The organism is Rhizobium sp. P1_B8, assembly GCF_056406515.1.
The window spans coordinates 144,129-169,654 of the sequence record NZ_JBFTZZ010000001.1 but is presented as its reverse complement, the minus strand read 5'-3'; the positions used below and the strand labels follow the sequence as shown (position 1 = coordinate 169,654).

At 61.6% G+C, this 25,526-nt stretch carries 30 protein-coding genes; 17 read left to right on the top strand and 13 right to left on the bottom strand.

Annotated features, from left to right (window positions below; translation table 11 throughout):
• The first annotated feature begins 108 nt into the window (after nucleotides 1-108).
• Together AC1D2N_RS00810 and AC1D2N_RS00805 are read left to right on the top strand one after the other, a co-directional pair.
• Complete coding sequence (locus tag AC1D2N_RS00810) at nucleotides 109-519, top strand: group II truncated hemoglobin (protein WP_130758873.1); 411 nt, start codon at nucleotides 109-111, stop codon at nucleotides 517-519.
• Complete coding sequence (locus tag AC1D2N_RS00805; RefSeq protein ID WP_047618855.1) at nucleotides 516-887, top strand: DUF423 domain-containing protein; 372 nt, start codon at nucleotides 516-518, stop codon at nucleotides 885-887. The genes AC1D2N_RS00810 and AC1D2N_RS00805 overlap by 4 nt, the downstream gene beginning before the upstream one ends.
• A gap of 95 nt (nucleotides 888-982) precedes the next feature.
• On the opposite strand, the gene AC1D2N_RS00800 is transcribed toward AC1D2N_RS00805, so the two are convergent.
• The 6 genes from AC1D2N_RS00800 to AC1D2N_RS00775 form a co-directional block, all read right to left on the bottom strand.
• Nucleotides 983-1,354, bottom strand: a complete 372-nt coding sequence (locus AC1D2N_RS00800; RefSeq protein WP_047618857.1) for a bleomycin resistance protein — start codon at nucleotides 1,352-1,354, stop codon at nucleotides 983-985.
• Complete coding sequence (gene hmuQ, locus AC1D2N_RS00795) at nucleotides 1,351-1,665, bottom strand: heme-degrading protein HmuQ (protein WP_017994942.1); 315 nt, start codon at nucleotides 1,663-1,665, stop codon at nucleotides 1,351-1,353. The genes AC1D2N_RS00800 and hmuQ overlap by 4 nt, the downstream gene beginning before the upstream one ends.
• A 9-nt stretch (nucleotides 1,666-1,674) precedes the next feature.
• Nucleotides 1,675-1,947, bottom strand: a complete 273-nt coding sequence (locus AC1D2N_RS00790) for a hypothetical protein (protein ID WP_028733298.1) — start codon at nucleotides 1,945-1,947, stop codon at nucleotides 1,675-1,677.
• A complete protein-coding gene (locus AC1D2N_RS00785; RefSeq protein ID WP_018243248.1) occupies nucleotides 1,944-2,351 on the bottom strand; it encodes a DUF2325 domain-containing protein in 408 nt (135 codons plus the stop codon). The genes AC1D2N_RS00790 and AC1D2N_RS00785 overlap by 4 nt, the downstream gene beginning before the upstream one ends.
• Nucleotides 2,352-2,458: 107 nt before the next feature.
• Nucleotides 2,459-3,790 carry an energy transducer TonB gene (locus AC1D2N_RS00780; protein WP_130758874.1) on the bottom strand — a complete coding sequence of 444 codons (1,332 nt, stop codon included), beginning with the start codon at nucleotides 3,788-3,790 and terminating at the stop codon, nucleotides 2,459-2,461.
• 55 nt (nucleotides 3,791-3,845) lie between these two features.
• Nucleotides 3,846-4,268, bottom strand: a complete 423-nt coding sequence (locus AC1D2N_RS00775; protein WP_130758875.1) for a hypothetical protein — start codon at nucleotides 4,266-4,268, stop codon at nucleotides 3,846-3,848.
• Nucleotides 4,269-4,444: 176 nt separating this feature from the next.
• On the opposite strand from AC1D2N_RS00775, the gene hemP reads away from it, so the two are divergent.
• The 7 genes from hemP to AC1D2N_RS00740 all read left to right on the top strand — a co-directional run bounded on the left by hemP (nucleotide 4,445) and on the right by AC1D2N_RS00740 (nucleotide 9,475).
• Nucleotides 4,445-4,627 (top strand): hemin uptake protein HemP, encoded by a 183-nt coding sequence (gene hemP, locus AC1D2N_RS00770; protein WP_012758649.1) that lies wholly within the window; start codon nucleotides 4,445-4,447, stop codon nucleotides 4,625-4,627.
• An 8-nt stretch (nucleotides 4,628-4,635) separates the two neighbouring features.
• Nucleotides 4,636-5,685, top strand: coding sequence for a hemin-degrading factor (locus AC1D2N_RS00765; protein WP_130758876.1), 1,050 nt, complete (start codon nucleotides 4,636-4,638; stop codon nucleotides 5,683-5,685).
• 11 nt (nucleotides 5,686-5,696) lie between these two features.
• Nucleotides 5,697-6,626, top strand: coding sequence for a heme/hemin ABC transporter substrate-binding protein (locus AC1D2N_RS00760; RefSeq protein ID WP_130758877.1), 930 nt, complete (start codon nucleotides 5,697-5,699; stop codon nucleotides 6,624-6,626).
• A 2-nt stretch (nucleotides 6,627-6,628) separates the two neighbouring features.
• Nucleotides 6,629-7,741 (top strand): FecCD family ABC transporter permease, encoded by a 1,113-nt coding sequence (locus AC1D2N_RS00755; protein WP_130758878.1) that lies wholly within the window; start codon nucleotides 6,629-6,631, stop codon nucleotides 7,739-7,741.
• A gap of 36 nt (nucleotides 7,742-7,777) precedes the next feature.
• Entirely contained in the window at nucleotides 7,778-8,572 is a 795-nt protein-coding gene (locus AC1D2N_RS00750; RefSeq protein ID WP_047618868.1) for a heme ABC transporter ATP-binding protein, read from the top strand.
• A gap of 147 nt (nucleotides 8,573-8,719) precedes the next feature.
• Nucleotides 8,720-9,064 carry a DUF883 family protein gene (locus tag AC1D2N_RS00745; RefSeq protein WP_018243255.1) on the top strand — a complete coding sequence of 115 codons (345 nt, stop codon included), beginning with the start codon at nucleotides 8,720-8,722 and terminating at the stop codon, nucleotides 9,062-9,064.
• A gap of 9 nt (nucleotides 9,065-9,073) precedes the next feature.
• Nucleotides 9,074-9,475 (top strand): hypothetical protein, encoded by a 402-nt coding sequence (locus tag AC1D2N_RS00740; protein WP_047618870.1) that lies wholly within the window; start codon nucleotides 9,074-9,076, stop codon nucleotides 9,473-9,475.
• 253 nt (nucleotides 9,476-9,728) lie between these two features.
• On the opposite strand, the gene AC1D2N_RS00735 is transcribed toward AC1D2N_RS00740, so the two are convergent.
• Both AC1D2N_RS00735 and AC1D2N_RS00730 read right to left on the bottom strand, forming a co-directional pair.
• Complete coding sequence (locus AC1D2N_RS00735; RefSeq protein WP_003542247.1) at nucleotides 9,729-10,286, bottom strand: RNA polymerase sigma factor; 558 nt, start codon at nucleotides 10,284-10,286, stop codon at nucleotides 9,729-9,731.
• A gap of 10 nt (nucleotides 10,287-10,296) precedes the next feature.
• Nucleotides 10,297-10,503 (bottom strand): NepR family anti-sigma factor, encoded by a 207-nt coding sequence (locus AC1D2N_RS00730; RefSeq protein ID WP_024319398.1) that lies wholly within the window; start codon nucleotides 10,501-10,503, stop codon nucleotides 10,297-10,299.
• 256 nt (nucleotides 10,504-10,759) lie between these two features.
• Between AC1D2N_RS00730 and AC1D2N_RS00725 the strand changes: the two genes are divergently transcribed.
• The 4 genes from AC1D2N_RS00725 (at nucleotide 10,760) to preA (ending at nucleotide 15,837) form a co-directional block, all read left to right on the top strand.
• Complete coding sequence (locus AC1D2N_RS00725; RefSeq protein WP_018243259.1) at nucleotides 10,760-11,554, top strand: response regulator; 795 nt, start codon at nucleotides 10,760-10,762, stop codon at nucleotides 11,552-11,554.
• A gap of 192 nt (nucleotides 11,555-11,746) precedes the next feature.
• Nucleotides 11,747-12,739 carry a sensor histidine kinase gene (locus AC1D2N_RS00720; RefSeq protein ID WP_197728327.1) on the top strand — a complete coding sequence of 331 codons (993 nt, stop codon included), beginning with the start codon at nucleotides 11,747-11,749 and terminating at the stop codon, nucleotides 12,737-12,739.
• A gap of 407 nt (nucleotides 12,740-13,146) precedes the next feature.
• Nucleotides 13,147-14,508, top strand: coding sequence for an NAD(P)-dependent oxidoreductase (locus tag AC1D2N_RS00715; RefSeq protein WP_130758879.1), 1,362 nt, complete (start codon nucleotides 13,147-13,149; stop codon nucleotides 14,506-14,508).
• 15 nt (nucleotides 14,509-14,523) lie between these two features.
• Nucleotides 14,524-15,837 (top strand): NAD-dependent dihydropyrimidine dehydrogenase subunit PreA, encoded by a 1,314-nt coding sequence (gene preA / locus AC1D2N_RS00710; protein ID WP_018243262.1) that lies wholly within the window; start codon nucleotides 14,524-14,526, stop codon nucleotides 15,835-15,837.
• Nucleotides 15,838-15,944: 107 nt separating this feature from the next.
• On the opposite strand, the gene prfH is transcribed toward preA, so the two are convergent.
• From prfH to ftrA, 3 genes are all read right to left on the bottom strand, one after another.
• Nucleotides 15,945-16,559, bottom strand: a complete 615-nt coding sequence (prfH, locus tag AC1D2N_RS00705) for a peptide chain release factor H (protein WP_026230744.1) — start codon at nucleotides 16,557-16,559, stop codon at nucleotides 15,945-15,947.
• Nucleotides 16,546-17,736 (bottom strand): RNA ligase RtcB family protein, encoded by a 1,191-nt coding sequence (locus AC1D2N_RS00700; protein WP_245484564.1) that lies wholly within the window; start codon nucleotides 17,734-17,736, stop codon nucleotides 16,546-16,548. The genes prfH and AC1D2N_RS00700 overlap by 14 nt, the downstream gene beginning before the upstream one ends.
• A gap of 233 nt (nucleotides 17,737-17,969) precedes the next feature.
• A complete protein-coding gene (ftrA, locus tag AC1D2N_RS00695; protein ID WP_113542510.1) occupies nucleotides 17,970-18,971 on the bottom strand; it encodes a transcriptional regulator FtrA in 1,002 nt (333 codons plus the stop codon).
• Between the two features lie 70 nt (nucleotides 18,972-19,041).
• Between ftrA and AC1D2N_RS00690 the strand changes: the two genes are divergently transcribed.
• A complete protein-coding gene (locus AC1D2N_RS00690) occupies nucleotides 19,042-19,452 on the top strand; it encodes a rhodanese-like domain-containing protein (protein WP_018446860.1) in 411 nt (136 codons plus the stop codon).
• Between the two features lie 113 nt (nucleotides 19,453-19,565).
• On the opposite strand, the gene AC1D2N_RS00685 is transcribed toward AC1D2N_RS00690, so the two are convergent.
• The gene (locus AC1D2N_RS00685; RefSeq protein ID WP_113542508.1) at nucleotides 19,566-20,588 is read right to left on the bottom strand and encodes a zinc-dependent alcohol dehydrogenase family protein; all 1,023 of its coding nucleotides are present in this window, start codon (nucleotides 20,586-20,588) and stop codon (nucleotides 19,566-19,568) included.
• 102 nt (nucleotides 20,589-20,690) lie between these two features.
• Between AC1D2N_RS00685 and AC1D2N_RS00680 the strand changes: the two genes are divergently transcribed.
• The 3 genes from AC1D2N_RS00680 (at nucleotide 20,691) to AC1D2N_RS00670 (ending at nucleotide 24,832) form a co-directional block, all read left to right on the top strand.
• The gene (locus tag AC1D2N_RS00680; RefSeq protein ID WP_018243266.1) at nucleotides 20,691-21,590 is read left to right on the top strand and encodes a LysR family transcriptional regulator; all 900 of its coding nucleotides are present in this window, start codon (nucleotides 20,691-20,693) and stop codon (nucleotides 21,588-21,590) included.
• Between the two features lie 141 nt (nucleotides 21,591-21,731).
• Nucleotides 21,732-22,268 (top strand): biliverdin-producing heme oxygenase, encoded by a 537-nt coding sequence (locus AC1D2N_RS00675; RefSeq protein ID WP_130758880.1) that lies wholly within the window; start codon nucleotides 21,732-21,734, stop codon nucleotides 22,266-22,268.
• Nucleotides 22,265-24,832: an HWE histidine kinase domain-containing protein gene (locus tag AC1D2N_RS00670; protein WP_130758881.1), complete on the top strand. Its 2,568-nt coding sequence runs from the start codon at nucleotides 22,265-22,267 to the stop codon at nucleotides 24,830-24,832. Before AC1D2N_RS00675 ends, AC1D2N_RS00670 begins: the two co-directional genes overlap by 4 nt.
• A 5-nt stretch (nucleotides 24,833-24,837) precedes the next feature.
• Here AC1D2N_RS00670 and AC1D2N_RS00665 read toward each other — a convergent pair whose 3' ends face one another.
• Nucleotides 24,838-25,515, bottom strand: coding sequence for a TetR family transcriptional regulator C-terminal domain-containing protein (locus tag AC1D2N_RS00665; RefSeq protein WP_018243269.1), 678 nt, complete (start codon nucleotides 25,513-25,515; stop codon nucleotides 24,838-24,840).
• Nucleotides 25,516-25,526 lie beyond the last annotated feature (11 nt).

The following is a 25,526-nucleotide window of genomic DNA, read 5'->3' as shown; positions in this document are numbered from 1 at the left end:
CCGTGCCTGCATTATGCGCGAAATGCCGCGGCACCTTGATGACAGTTGCGATCATTTTCCGCCCGGTGCATGAAGGGCCTGGGTATTAGGATGGCATGGGATGGTTTCGTGACGGAGAAGGTCACCACACTCTATGAGGCGATCGGCGGCGATCCTGTCGTACGGGCGCTGACGCACCGCTTCTATGAGCTGATGGACACGCTGCCGGAGGCGAGAAACGTGCGCGCCGTGCATCCGCCGAGCCTTACCGGCAGTGAAGAGAAATTCTACGAATATATGAGCGGTTATATCGGCGGCCCGCCGCTCTATACCGATAAGCGCGGCCATCCGCGCCTGCGCAGCCGCCATTTCGTCGCCGAGATCGGCCCTGTCGAACGCGACGAATGGCTGCTCTGCTTCCGCCGCGCCCTGGACGAGACGATCGCAAGCCAAGCGCTGCGCGATCTCATCTGGGCGCCGGTGGAACGACTCGCCTACCATATGCAGAACAAGGCGCCTGACCACAAGGAACAACCATGAGCTTGAACGCGCGTCTGGAACCGGTGCTCTATCTCTTTGCCGGCCTGTTCGGCGTAGCCGGCGTGGCGCTTGCCGCCCTTGCTGCCCATGGCGGCGGCGAGGCCAATCTTGCGGCATCCGCATCTGCCATGTGCCTTGCCCACGCCCCTGCCCTGCTGGCATTGGCTCTCGGCAACACCAGGCTCAGAACCGCCTGGCTGGCCGGTTTCCTGTTGATTGTCGGAACGCTGCTTTTTGCGGGCGATCTCGTCACCCTGCGCTTTACCGGCTCCGGCCTCTTCCCCTATGCCGCGCCGACCGGCGGCTGGGCGATGATGCTTGGCTGGCTGGCCGTTGCGGCAGGCGCTGTCTTCCGCGTCAAGGCATAGGGCATTTCCGTTATTCCCGAGCGAGGGAATTTCTCTATGTTTTGTTTTCTCGCAATCCGGACCCAAAACCGCTGCGCACTTTGGCTGGAGTTGCTCTAGTCACGCGGCTGCGGCACACGGCCGAAGCGCAGCAGATTGCCGTGCGGATCATGGATGTAGAACTCCTCCATGTTCCATGGCCGCACCTCCATATTGCTCAGGCGCTCGACGCCCTTTTCGCGATATTCCGCGTGGAGGGCGCCGATGCCGCCGCCTCGGAGATAGACGGAGCTGTTCTGGCAAAGCGTGGCATCCTGCGTCCGCCAGAAATGCAGCTCCATGTCGTCGCGCCGCAGGACGAGATAGTCCGCCGCCCGATAGACGATCTCGGTAAAGCCGAGCGCATCGCGGTAGAAGGCAAGCGTCTCATCGATATCGAGCGACGGCAGGACCGGCAGAACCGCGATGCGATCCGGCCCTTCGTTCATATGCCGTCGACGACGTTGAAGCCTTCGAAGACTGGCGGTCCCTTGTAGATCGCCTTGTGATCGCCGGCATTGCGGTGCGCTGCACGAAAGCTCTCGGACTTCGTCCAGTTCTGAAAATCCGCTTCGCTTTTCCAGACCGTGTGCGAGGAATAGAGCGTGTAGCCTTCCTCGTCGTTGACCTTGCCGCGCAGCAGGCGGAATTCGACGAAACCGGGCACCTCGGGCAGGCTGGAATCGCGATTGCGCCAGACCGTCTCGAAATCGCCTTCGCTCCCGGTTGCAACCTTGAAGCGGTTCATTGCGATATACATGAAATCTCCTTACGCCTTCCTCTTGCCCGCCCTTGCCGCACGCGAGGGAAAGGCGAGAACATTATCGCCGTTTGCCGCCGCCGGGCCAAGCGGTCTTGTTGCCGCCTCTCCGGGCATGCGCGCTTCCCAGGTCGGAAAGAACATCACATTCTGGTAGATCTGCTGGCGTTCGGCATGCTGCTGGAAAAGCTCGTAGAGTTCGGGCACGAGGCCCTCGCCTGTCTGCGCGGCAAGCTTGTGCAGGCCGATCATGGTGAAGCCGTCGGGGCGCTGGTCGTTCATCGGGAATTGTCTCGTTCGTTCATCGTCTGCAGCGCACGCTCCAGGCTGGACTTGCTGCCGTTGCGAAGCGGGATGAAGGCCTTGCCGAACTTCTTGCAGCCGGTCTTCACGCGCAGGCAGGCATCGTGGCTGATACAGTCGATCGGGCAGAACACGCAGTCGACCGAGGGAAGGACGGTATCGATGCGCGAAACCGCTTCGCGTAAGCCCCCGTCGTGATGAATGAGCTCTGCACCGAAATTGCTGCATATCTGACGAAGATGCGCCACCTGGCAGTCACGGCCGCCGACATAGAGGAAACTGCGGCCATCCAGTTTGGATCGCCCAAGGGATGCCTGACCGGCGTCCTCGCCCGCGCTGTCGCGGACCTCCCGGTTCGAACCCTTCTTGCCCTTGCGAGCCATATACCACCCGTTCGCTCGTTGATCGTCACACGATTCCTGCGTGTGCGAGCGGACCTTATTAAACTTGATTTTTAGAGTAAAGTATAAAGTTGATTATTTTTATCATATTATCTAGTGACCTGAACTTCCTGGGCGAAAGTCCAGCTAGGCTTACCCCACTCGGAGGGCAGCGGCGGAAACGGCGCCGCGCGCCGCACACCATCCAGAACAGCTTTATCCAATTCTGCAATACCCGAACTGCGAGCAACAGAGACCGACGCTACCCTGCCTGTTCCGCTAATCGTCAATTGAATCCTTACGGTCATACCGCCGCTCTTGTTTTTGTATTCATCAGGCACGCGAACAGCGCGACGGATCCGCTTCTGTATCTTACCTGGGTAGTTGGCTACGGCAGCACTTCCCATACCGTCAGTTCCGCCTGTCGTGGTTGACGTGCCGTCAGTTTGCGGCCCGTCCTGGCCGTTGACCATGCCCCTCGTCGAGTCCTCACGATCTGAGCCCTCTTTCCCACCAGCAGGCTTGGCCCTCTTCTGAGACTGCTTCTTTTCAACCGGTTTCGGTTTTTCAGCCTTCGGCACCGGCTTGTCTTCAGGTTCCGGCGAGACTTCGACAGTCTCGACAGGCTTTACTTCTTCCGGCGGAACTGCGGTGGGCTGGACAGCCGTTGGCACTACTTCTTCCGGTACTGTTGCCTGCGCGATATCAGGCATGGGCTGTTCGGGCACAGCCGTTGCCATCGGCTGAGCGACGAAAGATTCTGCAGGGCTCTCGGAGACAAGCACCTCTGGCTCGGCGGCAACAACGGCCTCAGGGGAAACCCGCGTAACTTCCTGCACCGACTGAACGGTCTCCATCGTTTCAGTTTCGACCGGCTGGGCCTGCTCCGGCGGCACGGTCGTGGCATCTAGTTCGGTGGCCTCCTCCGATTGAACTGTATCCGGCTCAACCTCCTCAGAGGCAACTTGCTCGGGCTGGCGCTCTAACTCTGGATCGCCGGCCGATGTCTGGTCAACGTCAGAGTCGCCATACACGACGACGCTGACAGCCTCACCAGCATCTTCAATCGCTTCGTTCGGCGGCGTCGGCATGAACACGCTAAGCGCAACCACCAGACCTGCATGAAAAAAGAACGAACCAATACAAGTCAGCGCCATCCGTCGCCGCACCGGCGCTTTCTCGTCCTCCTGCTTTTCCACCGCCGCATCCAGCGGCGGCGCAGGAACGGAGGCTATCGGCTCGGCTACCGGATGATCGGGAAAGGAGGGTATCTGCGCGAAACGCGCATAGTGGACCACAGCCTCGCCAGCCGGCTGCCGCTGCACATTGCGCAGGTCGGAAAGCTCGTGGCCGGGATGTATGTTATTGTCGTTCAGACTGCCGTCAGCGTCCGGCTCCCCGATGAGCACCTGTCTCGATCTGGACTTCGCTGAAATTGCCATTTGTATGCCTCGGACAGTCTGACCATGCCCGCCGGGATTCATTCCCGGCGTATTCTTAGCCCTCGAAGGGAACGGAAATCTGTGAACGGGTAACAAGACCCTTCATGCATTCGCCCGTCGCCGGGCCGTCGCAGACCGGCGTGTCGTTGATGATGATGCGCGTGACCGTTTCGCACTTCACATTCGGCATATCGAACTGGCGCACGCGCCTCTTGCCCTGCGGCAGATCGCGGAAGTCGAGCACGGTGATGCGGTCGACGGCATTCTTGTCGTTGAAGAAAGCGAGCTCGAAGGAGATCTTGTTGATCGGCGCCTGAAGATTGTTCTCGGCGACGAAGGTCATCATGCAGCCCTTTTGCGACGGCGCCAAAGCGTTGAGTTCGACATCCAGCTTGGCGGTTGCCGCATCCTGCGCCTGGCATACGCTTGAAACCGCCATCACCATGCCGGCTGCAACAGCCGCAAACCTAACCGTCATCATCTTCTCCGCCATTGTCGCGAACCGCCGCCAGGCGGCTTCATATCAGCAATCTCAAAAACTTGACTGTATTAGTCTCCTATTGCGTCTTTAAAAAACTATGAGTAAGAAAGTCAAGATAATTGTCATCACAACAGGGGACCCTGATCACCGGTCTCACGGAATTGCCAACTGAAATGATGGTTGAAAAGCCAGATAACTTTAAGCACGTGCCGCTGCAGAGCGAGCCTGCGGCGCAGCACCGGATCGTCGAAAGCGCGGATCTCTTCCGCGGCACGAACGAGATCATGATTAGACACGACGGCTTGGTCTATCGCCTGAAGATCACCCGTCAGGGCAAGCTCATTCTCAATAAGTAGGGTAGGACATGACCGAACAGACAAGACCGGCGCCAGCCGAAATCCGCGCGTTTCGCGCCGAGAATCCGAAAATGCGCGAGCGCGATATCGCCGCGCAGCTGAAGATTTCCGAGGCAGCCCTCGTCGCCGCCGAAACCGGCATCAGCGTGACCCGCATCGATGGCAGTGCACTGAAGCTTCTCGAACGCGTGGCAGGCCTCGGCGAAGTGATGGCGCTGTCGCGCAACGAAAGTGCCGTGCACGAGAAGATCGGTGTCTTCGAAAACATCAAGAGCGGTGCGCAGGCCGCGATCGTTCTCGGCGAGAATATCGACCTGCGCATCTTCCCGAGCCGCTGGGAGCATGGTTTCGCCGTATCCAAGAAGGATGGCGACCAGGAGCGCCTCAGCCTGCAATATTTCGACAAGACAGGCAACGCCGTGCACAAGGTGCACATGCGCCCGAGCTCGAATCTCGAGGCCTATCACGCGATCGTCGCCGAGTTGAAGCTGGAAGACCAATCGCAGGAATTTGTCGAGGCTGAAACCTCGAACGCCGCCGATGATACTGCCGACGTCAGCCGCGACGAACTGCGCGACAACTGGAGCAAGCTCACCGATACGCATCAGTTCTTCGGCATGCTGAAGCGCCTGAAGATCGGCCGCCAGGCGGCGGTGCGCACTGTCGGCGACGACTATGCCTGGAGGCTCGACAACAGCGCAACGGCAGACATGATGCATGCCTCTGTGAAATCTGGCCTGCCGATCATGTGCTTTGTCGCCAATGACGGCATCGTCCAGATCCATTCCGGCCCGATCTTCAACGTGCAGTCGATGGGACCGTGGATCAATATCATGGACCCGACTTTCCACCTGCATCTGCGCCAGGATCACATCGCCGAGACCTGGGCCGTGCGCAAGCCGACCACGGACGGCCACGTCACCTCGCTGGAGGCTTACAACGCAGAAGGCGAGATGATCATCCAGTTCTTCGGCAAGCGGCAGGAAGGTTCCGACGAACGCGCCGCATGGCGCGAGATCATGGAAAACCTGCCGCGGGCAGCAAGCGTGGCCGCATAAGGATCGCAACGATGACGATGCGTAACAATCTGCGCCGGATCCGCCCTTGGGAACTGGCCCTGACGGCGGCCGTCATGGCGCTGCCGCTGATCCCGACGGCGCGCCCAATCGAAGGCTTCGCCTTCGTCCGCGCCGCCCACGCTGAAGAAAAGAAGCTCGACACCTCGCGCCTGGTTTCGGTCGGCGGCGACATCACCGAGATCGTCTATGCGCTCGGCGAAGAAAGCCGGCTGATTGCCCGCGACACGACGAGCATGTATCCGGAGGCGGCGTTGAAGCTGCCCAACGTCGGTTACATGCGCGCGCTCTCGCCGGAAGGCATCCTCGCCATGAACCCGACGGCGATCATCGCCGTCGACGGTTCAGGCCCGCAGGAGGCGCTGACCGTGCTGAAGAATGCCAGCGTGCCCTTCGAAACCGTGCCGAGCGCTTTTACCCGCGACGGTATCATCGCCAAGATCGACCGTGTCGGCACGCTGCTTGGCGTGCCCGACAAGGCGAAGGCACTTGAAGCAAAGGTCGCGGCCGATCTCGACGCGGCGATCGCCGATGCCGAAAAGCGCCCGGAGGCCGAGCGCAAGCGCGTTCTCTTCATCCTCAGCGCCCAGAACGGCCGGATCATGGCATCGGGCACCGGCACGGCCGCCGATGGCATCGTCAAGCTCGCCGGCGCCATCAACGCCGTCGGCGCATTCCCGGGCTATAAGCCGCTGACGGACGAGGCGATCATCGAAGCCAAGCCCGACATCATCCTGATGATGAACCGCGGCGATGGCGCCGGCACCAAGAACGAGGACCTGCTGGCTCAGCCGGCGATCGCGCTGACGCCGGCTGGCGAGAAAAAAGCGATCATCCGAATGGACGGCGTCTACCTGCTCGGCTTCGGCCCGCGCACCGCAGCCGCCGCGCGGGAGCTCAACACGGCGATCTACGGGGGCTGATCATGGCCCTGCCGCAAGCCATGACGGAACGAAGGCGACCATTCCCGATGGCGGACATCCGCGAAATCAGGCAGGCGGGCGACAGGACGCGGCTCGCCTTGCTGGCGATCGCGCTGCTCGTCGTCGGCTCGGTCTTTTCGATGCTGTTTTCCGTGACGACAGGCGCCTCGGATGCCTCGATTCTCGACGTCATCAGCAACATGTCCGGCTCTGAGACTGCGCTGAGCACGCGTGACCGGATCATCATCTTCGATATCCGCCTGCCCAGGGCGATCCTCGGCTTCCTGATCGGCGCCTCGCTGGCCGTCTCCGGCACGGTGATGCAAGGCCTGTTCCGCAATCCGCTGGCCGATCCCGGCCTGGTCGGCGTCTCCGCCGGCTCAAGCCTCGGCGCGGTGGCGATGATCGTGCTCGGCGGCGGCCTTGCAGCTCCACTCCAGGCGCTTCTCGGCATCTACGCTCTGCCGGCGGCCGCTTTCGGCGGCGGCCTCGTCACGACGCTACTGCTCTACAGGATCGCCACCCGTCATGGCCAGACCTCGGTTGCGACAATGCTGCTTGCCGGCATCGCGCTCGGTGCGCTCGCCCTCGCCATAACAGGACTGCTGATCTACATGGCCAACGACCAGCAGCTGCGCGACTTGACCTTCTGGAGCATGGGCTCGCTTGCCGGCGCCACATGGACGAAAATCGCTGCCGCCAGCCCGATCATCCTGTTGTCCTTCATCGCCCTGCCCTTCATGGCCCGCGGCCTCAATGCCATCACGCTCGGCGAAGCGGCCGCCTTTCATATGGGCGTGCCGGTGCAGCGGCTGAAGAATGTCGCGATCGTCGGCGTCGCCGCGGCGACCGGCGCGTCCGTCGCCGTCAGTGGCGGTATCGGTTTCGTCGGGATCGTCGTGCCGCATATCCTGCGTATGGCGATCGGCCCCGACCATCGTTTCCTGCTGCCGGCCGCAGCACTGCTCGGCGGCTCTCTTCTGATCTTCGCGGATGTCCTGGCTCGCACCCTGGTTGCCCCGGCCGAGCTGCCGATCGGCATCATCACCGCGGCGGTCGGCGGCCCGTTCTTCCTGTGGATCCTGCTGAGACAGCGTTCGCGCCTTGCCCTGTGAGTGACCCCGGTGAGTGACCCCGTGAGTGACATTGCGATGATCGAAGTTTCCGGCGTCTCCGTGCGCCTTTCCGGCAAGACCATCATCAGCGACGTCGCCTTCACGGCAAAGGCCGGCGAACTGACGGCGATTGCCGGGCCGAACGGCTCCGGCAAGACGACGACGATGAAAGCCATCTCCGGCGAACTTGCCTATAGCGGCTCGGTGCGCATCGGCGGCGACGAGGTGAAGGGGCTGAAACCCTGGCAGCTTGCCGCCATTCGTGGTGTGCTGCCGCAGGCGAGCACCATCTCCTTTCCCTTTACCGTACGCGAGATCGTCCGCATGGGCCTGACATCAGGCCTCAACCTGCATCCCGACAAGGCCGAGCAAACGGCCGCCACAGCACTAGCCTCCGTCGACTTGACCGGCTTCGAAGGCCGTTTCTATCAGGAGCTCTCCGGCGGCGAGCAGCAGCGTGTGCAGCTTGCCCGCGTTCTCTGCCAGATCGCCGAGCCCGTCGTCGACGGCAAGCCCTCCTGGCTGCTGCTCGACGAACCGGTCTCGAGCCTCGACATCAGCCACCAGTTGACCATCATGACGCTTGCCCGCAATTTCTGCGAACGCGGCGGCGGTGTCATCGCCGTCATGCACGATCTCAATCTGACGGCGCTCTTTGCCGACCGCATCGTGCTGATGAAATCCGGCCGGCTCGCGGCCGCCGGCAGGATCGTTGAAGTGCTGACGGACGAAACGATGCTGTCGGTATTCGGTTGCGCGCTGCGCATCAACCAGGTGCCGGCCGACGGCACGCCCTTCGTGCTCGCCCACAGTGCCGTTTCCCGCCCCTGAGCACTGCTCCGGCGGAACTTTTGATCGTCCGGCACGTTTTCGGCATGATCTGGGTCAATGCCGGGCGATATCATTCATGCAACGGACGGTGGTGACCCTCGTGCGAAACAGGCGGGCTTGCGCGCGCCCCAGCCAATGGAGACAGCCATGAGCTATTCTATCTTCCAGTCCGCCCGCAGCCGCCGCAACGGCACCTTCCACAATCTGGAATCCGGCATCGAGGAGCAGATCGAGGCGCTGCGCGACGAACTCGCGGAACTGACGCGCCTCGTCGGCAAGAGCTCGCGCCACCAAGGCGAGAAAATCCGCAGCCAGGCCGGCGCCGGTTACGAAGAACTGCTTGGCCGCAGCGAGGATCTGCTGCGCGAATTGCAGCACGGCTATGAGCGCGGCGCGACGGAAATGCGCGATACCGTACGCAAGCATCCGCTGGCAACCATCGGCGCCGCAGCCGCTTTCGGCCTTGCCATCGCCTTCCTCGCCCGGCGCTGAGGAAGCGCGATGCTGTTTTCGATCCTCAGCCTGCTGACGGGCGCAAGCGTGCACCGGACCGTTGCGCGCGCCAAGCGCAATGGCATCTTCATTGCGCTTGCCGTGCTCTTCCTTCTCACCGCCTACGCGCTGGCCGTCACCGCCGGCGCCATCTGGCTCGCCGGCATCTACGGCCCAGTCGGGGCTGCCCTCTTCCTGGCCGCCTGCGCGCTGCTGATCGCCATCATCGCCCTGGTCGCGATGTCGATCATCAACACCCGGGAAGCACGCCGCGCCCGTGAACGCCGTGCTGCGGTGGAATCTCTGGCAACGGTCGGACTCGGCCTTATCCGCGCCCAGCCGCTGCTGACCGCCGGTGTTCTGGCAGCAATCGTCGCAGCCAATCTGGTGGGCTCGAAGCGCGACGATTGATTGAGGGACTCGCTCTATGCGTACTCGCTACGAAAATGGAGAGAGTGAACACTTTCCCCCTCACATACGAGCGGAAAATTAGGCAAGGGCGCCATCTCACGCTCCCTCACGCTGTGCGCGTGTCACAGGAATGAGGGAGCGTGAGGTAGTTGCCTTGAACAGCTATCCACGACTTGGATATGCGCCCTTCTCCCAAAACAAAAAAGCCGGCGCCCCGAGGGGCGACCGGCTTTCCTCCCAAATATAACTCTTGTCAGAACGCGAAGGCCTTCGACGTTAGCGGCGCCGAGGTGGCGTCGGGGCCAAAATCAGCCTCGCCTGATATCTGCAGCAACTCCTGCAGCCGCTGGCGGGCCCGGTTGACGCGGCTCTTGATGGTGCCCACGGCACAGCCACAGATTTCGGCCGCCTCCTCGTAGGAAAAACCCGAGGCGCCGACGAGGATGATCGCCTCGCGTTGATCCGGCGGCAGCTGGTCGAGCGCCTTCTTGAAGTCCTGCAGATCGAGAGCGCCATATTGCGAGGGGTGCATCGCCATCGATTCAGTGAACAGCCCGTCGCTGTCCTGCACTTCGCGGCCGCTCTTGCGCATCTGGCTGTAGAGTTCGTTGCGCAGGATCGTAAAGAGCCAGGCCTTCATATTGGTGCCCATCTCGAAATGATCCTGTTTGGCCCAGGCTTTCATGATGGTGTCCTGGACGAGATCGTCGGCACGGTCGTGCCGCCCGATGAGCGAGATTGCGAAAGCGCGAAGACTTGGGAGTGCCGCCAGCAGTTCCCGCTTGAAGCTGGGTTGCGATTTATCTTCCATGCGGGCGATCCTATTCGGCCATCTTGGCAGAAGCCATCATTTCAGCATGGTCGAGCTTTTCGAGAAGGTCGAGAAAACGATCGGGGATCGCCTCATCCTGTGCGGCCGCATAAAGCGACCTCAGCCTGACGCCGATCTGATTGTTCGGGTCCAAGATGTCGCTTGCCCGCAGCTCCAGCTTTCGCTGATCGGCTGCTTCTTTCTTGCGTGTAGTCATCAATTCGTCTTCTCGCCGGTTGTCTGTTCGCGGGGCGTGGATGGGATCAATCACAATTTCAACCATCGACATCGAACGTTCGATTGTCGATGTCGCTGGTATTTGCCGCTGCATGGGTCACAACGCTACGCCCTTTCTTCGTCGGCTGGAATAATGCGGCGCGACGAAAAAAGTTCCTGCCATTCCGGAACTTTTTTACCAAGGCGGCGTTAACCGCTCATTGAAGCCAATGCCGGCCTGTATGCAGGAGCCATGAATGACACTTTCTACTCGGATTGCGCCGCACCTTCCTTATCTGCGCCGCTATTCCCGCGCCCTTACCGGCACTCAGACTTCGGGCGACGCTTACGTCGCCGCCGTTCTCGAAGCCATCATCGCCGATCTGTCGATTTTCCCGGATACGGCGAATGACCGGGTCGCACTCTACAAACTGTTCACGCAACTGTTTGGTTCCACCGCAGTCCAGATTCCAGAGCCGACCTCGCCCTATGCCTGGGAGCAACGCGCCACGCTGAACCTTGCCAAGGTTTCGCCGCGCGCCCGTCAGGCCTTCCTGCTCGCCTCCGTAGAGAATTTCCGCGTCGCTGAAATCGCCGAAATCCTGGAAACCGAAGAACAGGATGTCATGCATCTGCTCGACGTGGCGTCGCAGGAGATTTCCCGCCAGGTCGCAACCGATATCATGATCATCGAGGACGAACCGCTGATCGCCATGGATATCGAGCAGATGGTCGAGAGCCTCGGCCATCGCGTCACCGGCATTGCCCGTACGCATGCCGAGGCCGTGGCGCTCTACAACAAGACCAAGCCGAGCATGGTGCTGGCCGACATCCAGCTTGCCGACGGCAGCTCCGGTATCGACGCAGTCAACGACATCCTCAAGACGTCGAGCGTGCCGGTGATTTTCATCACCGCTTTCCCGGAACGGCTTCTGACCGGCGAGCGCCCGGAACCGACTTTCCTTGTCACCAAGCCCTTCAATCCCGACATGGTCAAGGCACTGATCAGCCAAGCGCTTTTCTTCAATGAATCGACCAGAGTAGCCGCCTAAGACGCAATTTTCCGGCCTTCGGAACCAAATCGCCAAGGCAGGCGTTCCGGTGCTACCGGGACGCTCCGGTGGCTTTAACGGTTTTTGCAGCGCTTTGTTCTAGAGTTGGCAGGCGGTGTCTGTAAGGGCGCTCCCTTCAGCGACGTTCAAGATGTCACAAGGAAAGGCGGCCGCGTGAATACGACTGAACCATTGTCCGGCATGCCTTTCACCTTCGAGGGCAAAGCCGCAATGATGGAACGCGCGCTCGGCAGCGCCGGGATTTCGATCCTCTGCCAGGACGCCCGGCTGTCGATCTTCTACGCCGAAAATCTGCCGCCGCATTTCGCAGCGCTCTTTATGCCCGGCTGCAGCGACGCCGCCCTTTTCGGCGACGCCCATGGGCGATATCTGACCGCGCTGAAACACAAGGTGCTGGAAACCGGCATCCCCAACAATGCCGAAGTTGAGATCGACGTCGACGGCGAAAGGCGCACGTATGAACTGAAGATCCAGCGCACCGGCGAACGCGTACATGGACTTCTGTCCGTCATGACTGAAGTCACCGAAAGCCGGCATCGCGAAAAAGTTCTGAAATCGCTGCTTCGCGAACTCTCGCACCGCTCGAAGAACCTTCTCGCCATCATCCAGGGCATTGCCACGCAGACGGCGCGCAACACGCTCTCTCTCGACAGCTTCCTCCTCAAGTTCCGCGGACGGCTGCAATCACTTTCCAACTCGCAGGACCTGATCACGGATTCCAGCTGGCGCGGCGCCTACCTCTTCGAACTCGCCGAAAAGCAGTTCGCCCCCTATTGGCCGGAGACGGCCGGCTCCATGCCGATCTATGGCATCAACGCTCACCTGACACCGAATGCCGCCGTGCATCTCGGGCTCGCCCTCCACGAACTCATCGTCAACTCCGCCTCCTTTGGCGCGATATCAGGCGGCGCCGCCTCCATCACGCTGAATTGCCGCGAAGCCATGATCAACGACAGGAAGGCAATCGAAGTCGCCTGGGCGGAAGTTCTGCACGATCAGTCGGAAGTCCACGAATTTAGCGACAACAGCTTCGGCCGCACCGTGCTGGAGCGTGTCGTGCCATCGTCGGTCAATGGCAAGGCGGAGTTGAACCTCGTTCCCGGCCGCATTGAATATCGTCTGACCATTCCGGAAACCGAATTCGAGATCTTCAAGCGAGTGTAAAAGCCCTGGAGACAATCGAGAACGAAAAACAGCCGGTGCGAGGGCGGCGCACCGGCTGTCTTCACTCACCGGGAGGGGACCGTGAGTACGTCCGGATAGTGGGTTGGGGGCGCGCATGTTGGGTCGATGCGATCACCATCCGGATATCGCAATAACGACGACATCAAACTTTGGTTCCCTGCCATCCGAAAAAAATTCGACTTTTTTGAATCTTTTTTCGGATGCCCTTCCCTCGTCGCGCGTTCAGCCGTTTTGCCGATGCAGGCCGAATAAATTCTTCCAGCAAAAACAGCGGATTACTGGCGTGACGGCAAGAGAAAATCGTCAAAATTTTACCGTTTGATAAATTTTTAAACCTGAGTTACGCTTTCCCTCACAGGCCGTTTACCAATAATGAGGGAACTTCAATGGAACGACTGGAAACGGGGATTCATGCCGGCCGGCTTTCGCCCGCCGAGTATGAGGCTAATTTTTCCGATCTTCATCCGCGCCTCGACAATCACGAGGCGCTGGTCGCCGCCGACCGCTGTTATTTCTGTTATGACGCGCCGTGCATGACGGCCTGTCCCACCTCGATCGACATTCCGCTGTTCATCCGCCAGATTTCGACCGGCAATCCGATCGGCTCGGCAAAGACGATCTTCGACCAGAACATCCTCGGCGGCATGTGCGCCCGCGTCTGTCCCACCGAAGAACTCTGCGAACAGGCCTGTGTGCGCAACACGGCCGAGGAGCGGCCCGTCGAGATCGGTCGCCTGCAGCGTTATGCGACCGATGCCGCCATGCAGGCCGGCAAGCAGTTCTATGCCCGGGCCGAACCGACCGGAAAGACGATCGCCGTTGTCGGCGCAGGCCCAGCCGGCCTTGCCGCCGCCCATCGCCTGGCCGTCAAGGGCCATTCCGTCACTATCTATGATGCCAGGGAAAAATCCGGCGGCCTCAACGAATACGGCATCGCCACTTACAAGACCGTCGACGACTTCGCCCAGAAGGAAGTCGATTACGTCCTCTCGATCGGCGGCATCGAGGTCCGGCATGGGCAGCGTCTCGGCCGCGATTTCTCGCTTTCCGATCTGGAAGGGCAATATGATGGCGTCTTCCTCGGTATCGGCCTTGCCGGCGTCAACGCGCTGCGCATCGAGGGCGAGAACCTCGCAGGCGTCGACGACGCCGTCGATTTCATCGCGGCTCTCCGTCAGGCCGAAAACAAGAGCGAAATCGCCGTCGGCCGCCGCGTCGTCGTCCTTGGCGGTGGCATGACGGCGATCGACGCCGCCGTGCAGGCAAAGCTGCTCGGCGCCGAGGAGGTGACGATCTGTTACCGCCGTGGCAAGGAACACATGAACGCCTCCGAATTCGAGCAGGATCTGGCTAGCTCCAAGGGTGTCATCATCCGCCACTGGCTGGCGCCGAAATCGATCCTGTCACAGGACGGCAAAGTCGCCGCCATCGAGGTGGAATATACGAGGATTCGCGAAGGCCGCCTGGTCGGCACCGGCGAAACCGGTGTCATTGCCGCCGACCAGATCTTCAAGGCGATCGGTCAGACCTTTGACGCCTCTGGACTCGGTTCGTTGCGCATGGAATCCGGCCGTATCGCCGTCGATGGCGAAGGCCATACCTCGCTCGACCGCGTCTGGGCGGGCGGCGACTGCGTCTTCGGTGGTGAAGATCTCACGGTTTCCGCCGTCGCCCACGGTCGCGACGCGGCTGAATCCATCCATCGTGCCCTGTCCGCAGCAGCCGCTCCGGCTGTCGCGGTTGCTTGAAGGGGAGAATGAACAATGGCTGATCTCCGCAATAATTTCGTCGGCATCAAATCCCCGAACCCGTTCTGGCTGGCGTCTGCGCCGCCGACCGACAAAGCCTACAATGTCGAGCGCGCCTTCAAGGCCGGCTGGGGCGGCGTGGTCTGGAAGACGCTGGGCGAGGAAGGCCCGCCCGTCGTCAACGTCAACGGCCCGCGCTACGGCGCGATCTGGGGCGCCGACCGCCGCCTGCTCGGTCTGAACAATATCGAGCTCATCACCGACCGCGACCTCTACACCAACCTTCGCGAAATGAAGCAGGTGAAGATGAACTGGCCGGACCGGGCACTGATCGCCTCGATCATGGTACCCTGCGAGGAGCAGGCCTGGAAGGCGATCCTACCCTTGGTCGAAGAGACCGGCGCCGACGGCATCGAGCTCAATTTCGGCTGTCCGCACGGCATGTCGGAGCGCGGCATGGGGTCGGCGGTCGGCCAGGTGCCGGAATACATCGAGATGGTCGTGCGCTGGTGCAAGCAGTACACCCGCATGCCCGTCATCACCAAGCTGACGCCCAATATCACCGATGTCCGCCGCCCTGCCCGCGCCGCTAAGGCCGGCGGCACCGATGCCGTATCGCTGATCAACACGATCAATTCGATCGTCTCCGTCGATCTCGACAACTTCGCCCCCAACCCGACGGTCGGCGGCAAGGGCAGTCATGGTGGATATTGCGGCCCGGCGGTAAAGCCGATCGCGCTCAACATGGTGGCCGAGATCGCCCGTGATCCCGAAACCTACGGCCTGCCGATCTCCGGCATCGGCGGCATCACCACCTGGCGGGACGCGGCCGAATTCCTCGTGCTCGGGGCCGGCAACGTTCAGGTCTGCACGGCGGCGATGACCTACGGCTTCAAGATCGTCCAGGAGATGATCACTGGCCTCTCCGACTGGATGGACGAAAAAGGCCATCGCAGCCTCGACGACATTACCGGGCGCGCCGTCCCCAACGTCACCGACTGGCAGTATCTGAACCTCAACTACATCGCCAAGGCGAAGATCGACCAGGACGCCTGCATCAAATGCGGCCGCTGCTACATCGCCTGCGAGGATACCTCGCACCAGGCGATCACCAACTTCGTCGACGGCGCGCGTCATTTCGAGGTGATGGACGAGGAATGCGTCGGCTGCAATCTCTGCGTCAGCGTCTGTCCGGTGGAGAACTGCATCACCATGGAGCAGCTTCCCGCCGGCACTCTCGACAAGCGCACCGGCCGCGTCGTCGACCCCAACTACGCCAACTGGACGACGCACCCGAACAACCCGATGGCGCGCCAGGCGGCGGAGTAAGGATCTGCAACGCCGCGGAGATCTGCGGCATGTCGTGACTTGTGAAAACGGCGCCCTTCACGGAAGGGCGCCGTTTGTTATTTGTGGTCAGTCCATACGATTGCGGATTACAGCTTGAAACTCCTAACTTCGTTGCCTCTCTCGATGGTTCGGTTGGCGATGAAGCGTCCGGATTTGGCCGCCTCCTGCTTCTCCACTTCGAGATGGCGCAACATCGCCTCAAGACGCCGGAGCGCCAAGGCTTTATTGCGGTGCTGGGAGCGCTCGTCGCGCGCCGTCACAACGAGACCGGTCGGCCGATGCAGAACGCGAACCGCGCTATCAGTCGTATTCTGGTGCTGCCCACCCGGTCCGCCCGCCCTCAGCGTCTCGAAACGCAGGTCCGCCGGATTGATCGTCACCTCGCCACCATCTGGTTGTGAATCGATACGCTGAACAGCCACGTACCAGTTCTGCCGTTTGTGGCCCGAACGTATCGGGCTCTTGAAGGTGAACCGGATCGTACCGCAATAGTCACTGGCGATCCGCTCCGCCTCGGAACCGTCCAAGCTGACGATCGCCGACTTCGCACCGTGTTGATCCGGCGTCGGGCCAAGGCTGGTCTCGAAAGAGCAATCAAACCGGATAGCCTCCCGCTCGATGATGCCGAGAAGCGCAGTGAGCGCCATGCGGCATTCCACCGGACCGTTGCCTGAGGTAATGAGAAGATCAATAGCGCTCATGGCCACGCCCTCCCTCCCTGCGATATTCAGGTTTTCGCCGGCGCTGCTCGACCTCCGCTTCGTCAACGGCCTTCTTGAAGGTGACAAGTGGCCGCAAGCTGGCGTGCCTGACGACAAGGCTCTCGTTTTCCAGATCAGTCACCACCTGCTCAGCATCCTTGTATGCGGAGGCCGCCTCCTCGACGACAAGGGAGCGATCGTCGCAGATGGCGATACCGCCCCAGGAATTGCGCAGCAGTTGTTCTCGTTCGGACCGATTGCGGCCGACACGCCCGTGCATGGTGGCGCGGTCGTATTTGCGACCGGCCCCGTGAGAGATGCCGCCCAGCGAGCGGACAACGCCTGAGGTCGCAAGGACCAGATGGCTGAGGCTTGCACGAGATCCCGCAATCGGCGCGAGTTCGCCGGCTCCAACCGCCGCCGCGCCCTTGTAGTGCACGAAACCACGATTGGACGGGCGAACGAGATTGTGCGGCACGTCGCTGATGAGGCGCAGATCGGCCCGAAGCGCCGCGGCAGCCCGCGCAGCGATCAGCTGACGGTTCAGTGATGCCCAGGCTACGCACCTGTCATGATTCGCAAGCCAAGCGGCACCGGCCTCCGAACCGGGGTCGAGACCGTCAACGAGCCTTGAATGACCGGCCACCGTCTCCGAAAATACAGTGGCGCCAAGAGCCCGCGAACCGGAGTGAACCAGCAGATAGAGCCCCTGATCGTCGAAGCCGGCAGCAGATCCACCATCGGCAAGATCTTCCACCGCCTGCAATTCGCAAAAATGATTGCCGCCACCGATCGTGCCCAGAGCGTTGGGTGCCAGATCGGTGGGCAAATCCGCCTGCGCAAGCAGGTCGGAGACATCTGCGATCGCCTGCGCCTCAAGCCGGCGAAGCCGTTCCGCCGCCTTGTCGACCTTCAGCTTGCGCAAAGGCAGGTCCAGGCCGAAGAGCGACATGCCGCAGCCGATATCGTTACCGATCAACAGCGGGTGCAGCTGGGACGACAACAATGCAACGCCGGTCGCACCATATTTTCCGGGGTGCAGATCCGGAAAGGCGGCGATTTCCAAAACACCCGGCAGCCGGGACATTTCGTCAAGTTGGTCTAAAGCGGCGCCTTCGATCCATGCGCTACCGGAAAAGAAATGATTGATGACTGCCGGATGTGCCGACGACGTCATCGGAGAGCTTCCGCTCCCAATGGAATTGCCCATGATAATGAACTCTGGATGTGAGTGGTCTTTCATCGCCAAAATGGCGATGTTCAACCGGCATTCATCGGCCGGTTGGCCGAGTTAAGCCGAAACCCTCTCGGGGCGTACTGAGATATTTGTCATCGTGGCGCTCCCTTTCCAGAAACAATCGAGAGCGCCCCTTTAAGTGAAGTGGCAAAGAAATGCAAGCATGGGATGCTCTAACCGCCGAATGACTTCCGATAGGCATTGGGGCTCGTCCCCAGTCGCCTGCGGAAATGATGGCGCATCGTCGCCAGTGTTCCAAAGCCGCTGGCGGCGGCGATATCGTCGAGCGAAACGGCAAGTTCCCTCTCCAGCAGATCGCGGGCATGCCGCAGCCGCTCCGTGAGCAGCCATTCGCCGACGCTGACACCCGTTGTCGCTTCGAAGCGCCGCTGGAAGGTGCGCATGCTCATGCCGGCTCTTTTGGCAAGCAGGCTGATCGGCTGGTCCTCGGACAGGCTTTCGCGCATCCATTCGATCAGCGGCCCCAAGCGGATGCCCTCGCGCTCCTCGGGAACCGGCGCATGAATGAACTGCGCCTGTCCGCCTTCGCGGTGCGGCGGCACGACGAGGCGTCTTGCCACGCTGTTTGCGGCTTCCGAACCGAAATCGCCGCGCACCACATGCAGGCAAAGATCTATGCCGGCCGCACTGCCCGCCGCCGTCAGCAGGCTGCCTTCGTCCATGTAGAGAACGTCGGCATCAAGCGTGATGTCGGGATAACGTGCGGCGATCGAGGCGACATAGCGCCAATGTGTCGTCGCCCTGCGGTTGGCAAGCAGCCCCGATCCGGCAAGAACCGCAACGCCCGAGCAGAGCGACATGATGCGCGCGCCGCGCTGATGCGCTGCCCTGAGCGCTGTGGCGAGTGGTGCTGGCACCGGCGCATCGATTGCCCGCCAGCCGGGCACGACGATCAGGTCCGCCTCATCGAGCACCTCCAGGCCCTTGTCGACCGCGACCGTCAGTCCTCCCGCAGCGCGAAGCGGCCCCGGCTCGATGGCGCAGACGGAGAAGCGATACCAATCCTCACCCATCTCCGGGCGCGGCAGGCCGAAGACCTCGTAAGCGATGCCGAATTCGAAGGTGCAGAGCCCGTCATAGGCAAGCGCTGCGACCAGCGGTCCTTTCGTCTGCTGTGGCGATGAGTTTGGCATGATCTTTACGCTGTCAGTCATGATGGCCAATTTCGCAAAGCTTTAGCATCGGCGATACCAGGCGGCAATTCGAACCCAAAAGGAAATCGCAATGCCAAGCCCCGTCGCAGAAATCCCCGCCGCCGCCGCTGAAATCGCCGCCGCCCATTTTGGAGCCAAGCTTGCCTTCGAGACCGATTGCTCCGATGTCCACGCCGCCTTTGCATCGGGCAAGGTCGATTTCGTTCTGCTCGACGCGCGCTCGCCGACGCTCTTTGCACAGTCCCACATTCCCGGCGCCATCAACCTGCCGCATGGGAAGATGACTGCGCATCGCATGTCGGCATGGCCCTCCGATACGCTTTTCGTCGTCTATTGCGCCGGCCCGCATTGCAACGGCGCTGATAAGGCCGCACTTCGCCTCTCCCGCCTCGGCCTGTCGGTGAAACTGATGATCGGCGGCGTGACCGGCTGGGCCGATGAAGGCTTCGCCTTCGAAGAGGGCGTTCCCGCCGCCGCCTGAGCAGCCTCCCTTCTCCGCCGACAGCGCCGCGCATCTTTTCAGACGCGCGGCGCTGTCGCACTTTGAATTGCGGCATAATTTTATGCAGCAGGGAGAAGGGAAAATCGCGACCGTCAGAACTCGACGACCACCTTGCCGAAAGGCCCGCGATAGAGATGATCGAGCGCCTCAGGGAATTCGTCGAAGGCATAGCGCTTGTCGATCACGGGCTTCAGCCCGGTCTGGTCGATTGCCCGCACCAAGTCTTCCAGCGCACGGCGATGGCCGACGGAAATGCCCTGCACAACAGGCGCCTTGAGCAACAGCGGGCCGGCCGGGCCGGAAACCTCGAACCCCTCGAACACGCCGATAACGGAAATGCGGCCATTGATCGCCACCGCCTTCAGCGCCTGGCCGAGATGCGGGCCGCCGACGATCTCAAGCACGTGATCGGCGCCATAGCCGCCGGTCAATTGATAGAGTTGTTCGACCCAGTCGCCCTCATGGCGGTTGATCACGTGATCGGCGCCGAGGGCAGCGGCGCGCCCGAGCTTCTCGGCGCTGCCTGATGTGATGAAGACCTCCGCACCATGCACCTTGGCGATCTGCAGACCGAAGAGCGCCACGCCGCCGGTGCCTTGCACCAGCACCTTGTCGCCAGCCTTCAGACCGCCGCATTCGATCAGTGCGAACCAGGCAGTCAGCCCGGCGCAGGGCAAGGTGCTCGCCTGCGCCGCATCGAGCGTGTCAGGCGCGCGTGAATACCACTCCTCGGAAAGCACGGTATATTGCGAGAGCACGCCAGGATAGAAGCCGCCGCGTGTCCTGTAGGGTGGCGTGCGCGCATCGCCCAACCCGCGTCCGTCGATCCAGTCGGGCGAAAACGTCGAGATGACCCGATCGCCCGGCTTGAAACGGCTGACTTCGGGTCCGACCGCCTCCACAACCCCCGCCATATCGGAAGCTGGTACGAAGGGAAATTGCAGCGGCAATCCCATGCCGCTCTCCAGCACCAGCCGGTCGCGGAAATTGAGCGAAACGGCTTCCGTCCGGACCAGAACCCTGTTTCCCGAAACCGGTTCGAGCCTCCGCTCGCCGATCGTCAGCTGGCGCTCCGGTCCGATCGTGTCGATCTGCCATTGCCGTGTTGTCTGCATTGTCTTGCTCCTTGTCCATTGCAGGGAGCCGAAACCATACCGTTGAATATTTCGCACCAGTTGCGATATTAATTCTCCAGAATGGTTCCAAAGAGGAAACAAATGGAGCAGTTGAAGGGTATCTCGATCTTTGTCGAAGCCGTCGAGGCCGGTGGCTTTTCGGCTGCTGCCGAGCGGCTTCATCTCACGCGTTCGGCGGTCGGCAAGACCATCGCACGGCTGGAACAGCGTCTCGGCGTGCGGCTTTTCAACCGTACGACGCGCATGCAGAGCCTGACCGAGGAAGGCCGCTTCTTCTACGAGCGCTGCCTGCGGGCGGTCGAGGAAATCCGCCTGGGCGAAGCCATGTTGGAATCCGGCCGGCGCGATGTGCGCGGCCGATTGCGCATCTCGATGCCCGTGCTCTTCGGCCGCCATTGCATCTCGCCGATTCTCGCACGCCTGCTCGATGAACATCCGAACCTCGAACTCGACCTTTCCTTCAACGACCGCATCGTCGACCTGCTCGAGGACGGCTTCGATCTTGTGATCCGCAACGGACCGCTGAAGGACAATCCGGATCTGATGGCCCGGGCGATCGCCCGCCAGCGCATGACCGTCTGCGCATCGCCCGCCTATCTGGAAAAACATGGCGCACCGCAGACAGTCTTCGATATTCCCCAGCATGAGGGCATCGTCTACAGGCGGGGCGATGATGACAAGGGTTGGATCTTTCCGACTGCAGCCGATCCCGGGCGGCGGCTGGCGCCAAAGGCGCGACTGCGGCTCGACGACCTCGCTTCGATTTCCGATGCGGCCGTCGCCGGGCGCGGTCTTGCCTGGCTGCCCTGCTGGCTGGTCCGCGAGGAGGTGCTGGCGGGCCGGCTCATTCAGGTGTTGAAGCATGAACCGGCCAATGTCTTCGATGCCCATGCCGTTTGGCTGCGCTCCCCGGTGATGCTGCCGAAGGTGCGGCTCGCGATTGATACGCTCGCCGCGGGGCTGCCGGCAATGATGGGCTGAAGCGCTCGCCACGCGTCTGCGAGCGGCGAGAAACCCATGTTATTCCTAGGCGTTTCTCTGGAAATAACGCGATGCCGCAGTATATCCGCTAGTTCGTCGTCCCTTTTGGGCGGCGGCCATATCACTCGGAAAAACGTCAGCATGTCACTTCGCAGCGCCCTCCGCGCACAAACTGCAGATTGCCACGCCGTGGTCGACACCCTCTTCGGCAGTTTCAACCTCTCACGCACCCAGGATTACAAAGCGTTCCTGCGCGCGCATGCCCGGGTCGTACCATCAGTCGAACATGCGCTTGAGGAAGCCGGAATCAACAGCCTGCTGCCGGACTGGCCGGAACGAAGACGCGCGCATCTGCTGGCCGCCGATATAAGGGAACTCGATGATCGATTGCCCGTACCGCTTCCGCGACCGGCATTGCGCTGCGAAGCGGCAGTCTGGGGTGCCGCCTATGTCCTTGAGGGCTCCAAGCTCGGCGGCGCGCTGCTCGCCAAGGCCGTGCCTGACCACCTGCCCAGCAGCTACTTGAGCCCGCAAGGGCCGAAGGGCGCCATGCGGCTTTTCATGGATCGTCTTGACGCGAGCAAGGTGGACGATCCCGGTGCTGCTGTCGCCGCAGCCCGCGATGTCTTCGATCTCTTCCTCAAAGCGGGGCAAGTCGAACTGGAAGCCGTCCCATGAGCGGCACGCACGAACCCGTCGATCTCACCAATTGCGACCGTGAGCCGATCCACCAGCTCGGCTCGGTCCAGCCCTTCGGCTTTCTCTTGGCGGTATCCTCAGACTGGATTGTCATCCGCGCCTCCGCAAATCTGGCGGAGTTTCTCGGAGTGACAGAGGCCAATGCGCTCGGCCGTCCCGTTATCTCTCTGATCAGCCCCGAAGCACTCCACGCAATCCGCAACAAACTTACCACGCTGCGCGGTTCCGACGTCGTCGAGCGTATTTTCGGCATTGCTCTGACGCCCGATCAAAACAGTTTCGACCTTGCCGTGCATCTGAACGAAGGTCAGGTCATCATCGAAGGCGAGCGCTGCCAGGAAGACCGGCACGACGCTGCGTCGCTCTCCATGCGCAGCATGATGTCCCGCCTCGATCACACGGAAACACTGGAAGCTTTCTTCCGCGAAGGCGCAAGACAGGCGCGGGCGCTCACCGGCTTCGATCGGGTCATGGTCTACCGTTTCGACGAAAGCGGTTCCGGCGAAGTGGTGGCGGAAGCCGCTCGGGCCGGCATCGGATCGTTCCTCGGGCTGCACTATCCGGCTTCCGACATTCCGATACAGGCGCGCGCGCTTTATCTGCGCAACCTGTTCCGCATCATTGCCGATGTCGACGCCATCGCGGTCCCGATCCTGCCGCCGCTGGACGAGCACGGCCAGCCGCTCGACCTCTCCATGTCGGTCTTGCGTTCAGTCTCGCCGATCCATATCGAATATCTGAAAAATATGGGCGTTGGCGCCTCGCTTTCCATATCGATCGTCGTCGACGGGAAGCTTTGGGGGCTATTTGCCTGCCATCACTACGGTCCACGTCTGCCTTCGGCCCAAAGCCGCTCCACCGCCGAACTCTTCGGCCAGATGTTTGCCTCGCGCCTTGAAAGCCGCGAACGGCGACTGGCTCTCGATTACGAGACCAAGGCGCGCCGCATCGCCGACCGGCTCCTCACCTCCGTCGCAGACAATGCCAGCCTGCTCGACGATCCGGCTTGGCTGATCGAGGCGCTCGCCGACGCCATTCCTGCCGACGGGATCGGCGTCTGGATCAACGGCCGGCTGGCACTTGCCGGCATCGGGCCGGATGAGAGAAGTTTCGCAGCCCTCGTCCGACACCTCAACCGCAACGCCGCCGGCCGCATCTACGCCGTGGACAGGCTCGCGGAAACCTATCCGGATCTTGAGGTCGACGATGCGGTGGCAGGCATGCTCGCCATCCCGATCTCACGATCGCCGCGCGACTATGTCGTGCTTTTCCGTCAGGAATTGGTGCGCACCGTTCGCTGGGGCGGCGACCCGCACAAGCCGGTGGAATACGGGCCCAATGGCCCGCGGCTGACACCGCGCAAGAGTTTCGAGGCCTGGTCGGAACTGGTGCGTGGCCGCTCCCTCCCCTTCACGGAAGCAGAGCGCCGTGTCGCCGAAACCATCCGCGTCACATTGATCGAGGTGGTGTTGCGCCTCACCGACGAGGTCAGCATGGCGCGCCAGACGGCAAACGAGCGTCAGGAATTGCTGATCGCCGAGCTGAACCACCGCGTCCGCAACATATTGAGCCTCATCACCGGCATCATTCGGCAGTCGCAGGCAACGTCGGTCAGCCTTGGCGATTACATTCGCCAGCTCGAGGGCCGCATCCAGTCGCTCGCCCGCGCCCATGACCAGATCACCCGCGATCATTGGGCGCCCGCTTCGCTCCGGCAATTGCTGCTGGCAGAGACCGCCGCCTATCTGGGGAAAAATGCGCAACGCATTCAGATGGGCGGCGAGGACGTGCTGCTGGAACCGCAGGCTTTTTCCACCGCCGCCCTTGTCTTCCATGAGCTGATGACCAACAGCGCCAAATATGGCAGCCTTTCCGGTACCGGCAGCGGCACGGTCCAACTCCGCTGGCATCGCGACGACGAGGGTAATCTGCGCATTGGCTGGCGCGAAAAGGATGGCCCGCCCGTCGTCGAACCCAAACGTCATGGCTTCGGTTCGACCATCATCCGCCGCTCGATCCCCTATGACCTTGGCGGCAAGGCGGAGGTCCGCTACGTCGAGGATAGGCTCGAGGCCGATTTCTCTATTCCGGCACGACATGTCGTCGGCCCGACGAGCGAACGGTCAAATCCGCTTCCGGTCGGAGCGACCGGACGCAAGACGATTCCCGACGATCAGCCGCTCTCCGGCCTGAACGTGCTACTGGTGGAAAATAATCTGATCATCGCCATGGATGGCGAAGACATCCTGCGCCGCCTGGGCGCCGACGTAGCAACGGCACCAAGTGTCACTGAGGCGATGGAAATTCTCGCCGGCCAGTCCTTCGATCTGGCGCTTCTCGATGTCAATCTTGGCGATGAGACGAGTTTCGGGATTGCCGACCGGCTGGCAGCCGATGGCGTGCCCTTCGTTTTTGCCACGGGGTATGGGGAAGGCATCGCCCAGGCAAACAGCCACTCGGACGCGCCTGTGCTACAGAAGCCTTATACGATGGAAGGCGTGACGGATATTCTTGCCCGGGTGCCGCTTCCGAGGAGAGGGTAAAACTCTCAGCCGCCAAGGGGATCCGGTCGCAGCCCGCCGATGAAGAGCTGTTCCAGAAACCGCGCCGCATCCTCGAAACGCCCTTCGCCGGAATGTTCCTGCCCCAGCACGGCACGCACCTGGACGTCGAAATCGGCGTAATGTTGCGTCGTCGACCAGATGGAGAAGATCAGGTGGTAGGGATCGCATTTGACGATCTTGCCGGCTTTCGCCCAGGCGCGGATGACCTCGGCTTTCTCATCGACCAACTCCTTCAGCGGCCCCTTCAGCTCGTCCTCGATATGCGGCGCGCCCTGCAGCACCTCATTGGCGAAGAGCCGGCTTTCGCGCGGAAAGTCGCGCGCCATTTCCAGCTTGCGACGGATGTAGCTACGGATTTCCGCTTCGGGATTGCCCTCGGCGTCGAAGGCCCGTAACGGCTCCAGCCAGGTGTAGAGCACCCGGTCGATCAGCGCCCGGTGCATGGCTTCCTTGGTGCGGAAGTAATAGAGCAGGTTGGGTTTCGACATGCCGGCCACTTCGGCGATCTGGTCGATGGTCGAGCCGCGGAAGCCGCTTGCCGAAAACACGTCGAGCGCCGCTTCCAGGATCTGCTCTTCCTTCTCCTCCTGGATTCGCGTCCGCCTCAGGGTTTTCGCTGCTCTCGGTATGGTCACAGGCTGTCGTTTCCCCTTGAAATTCAACTTCTTCGCTC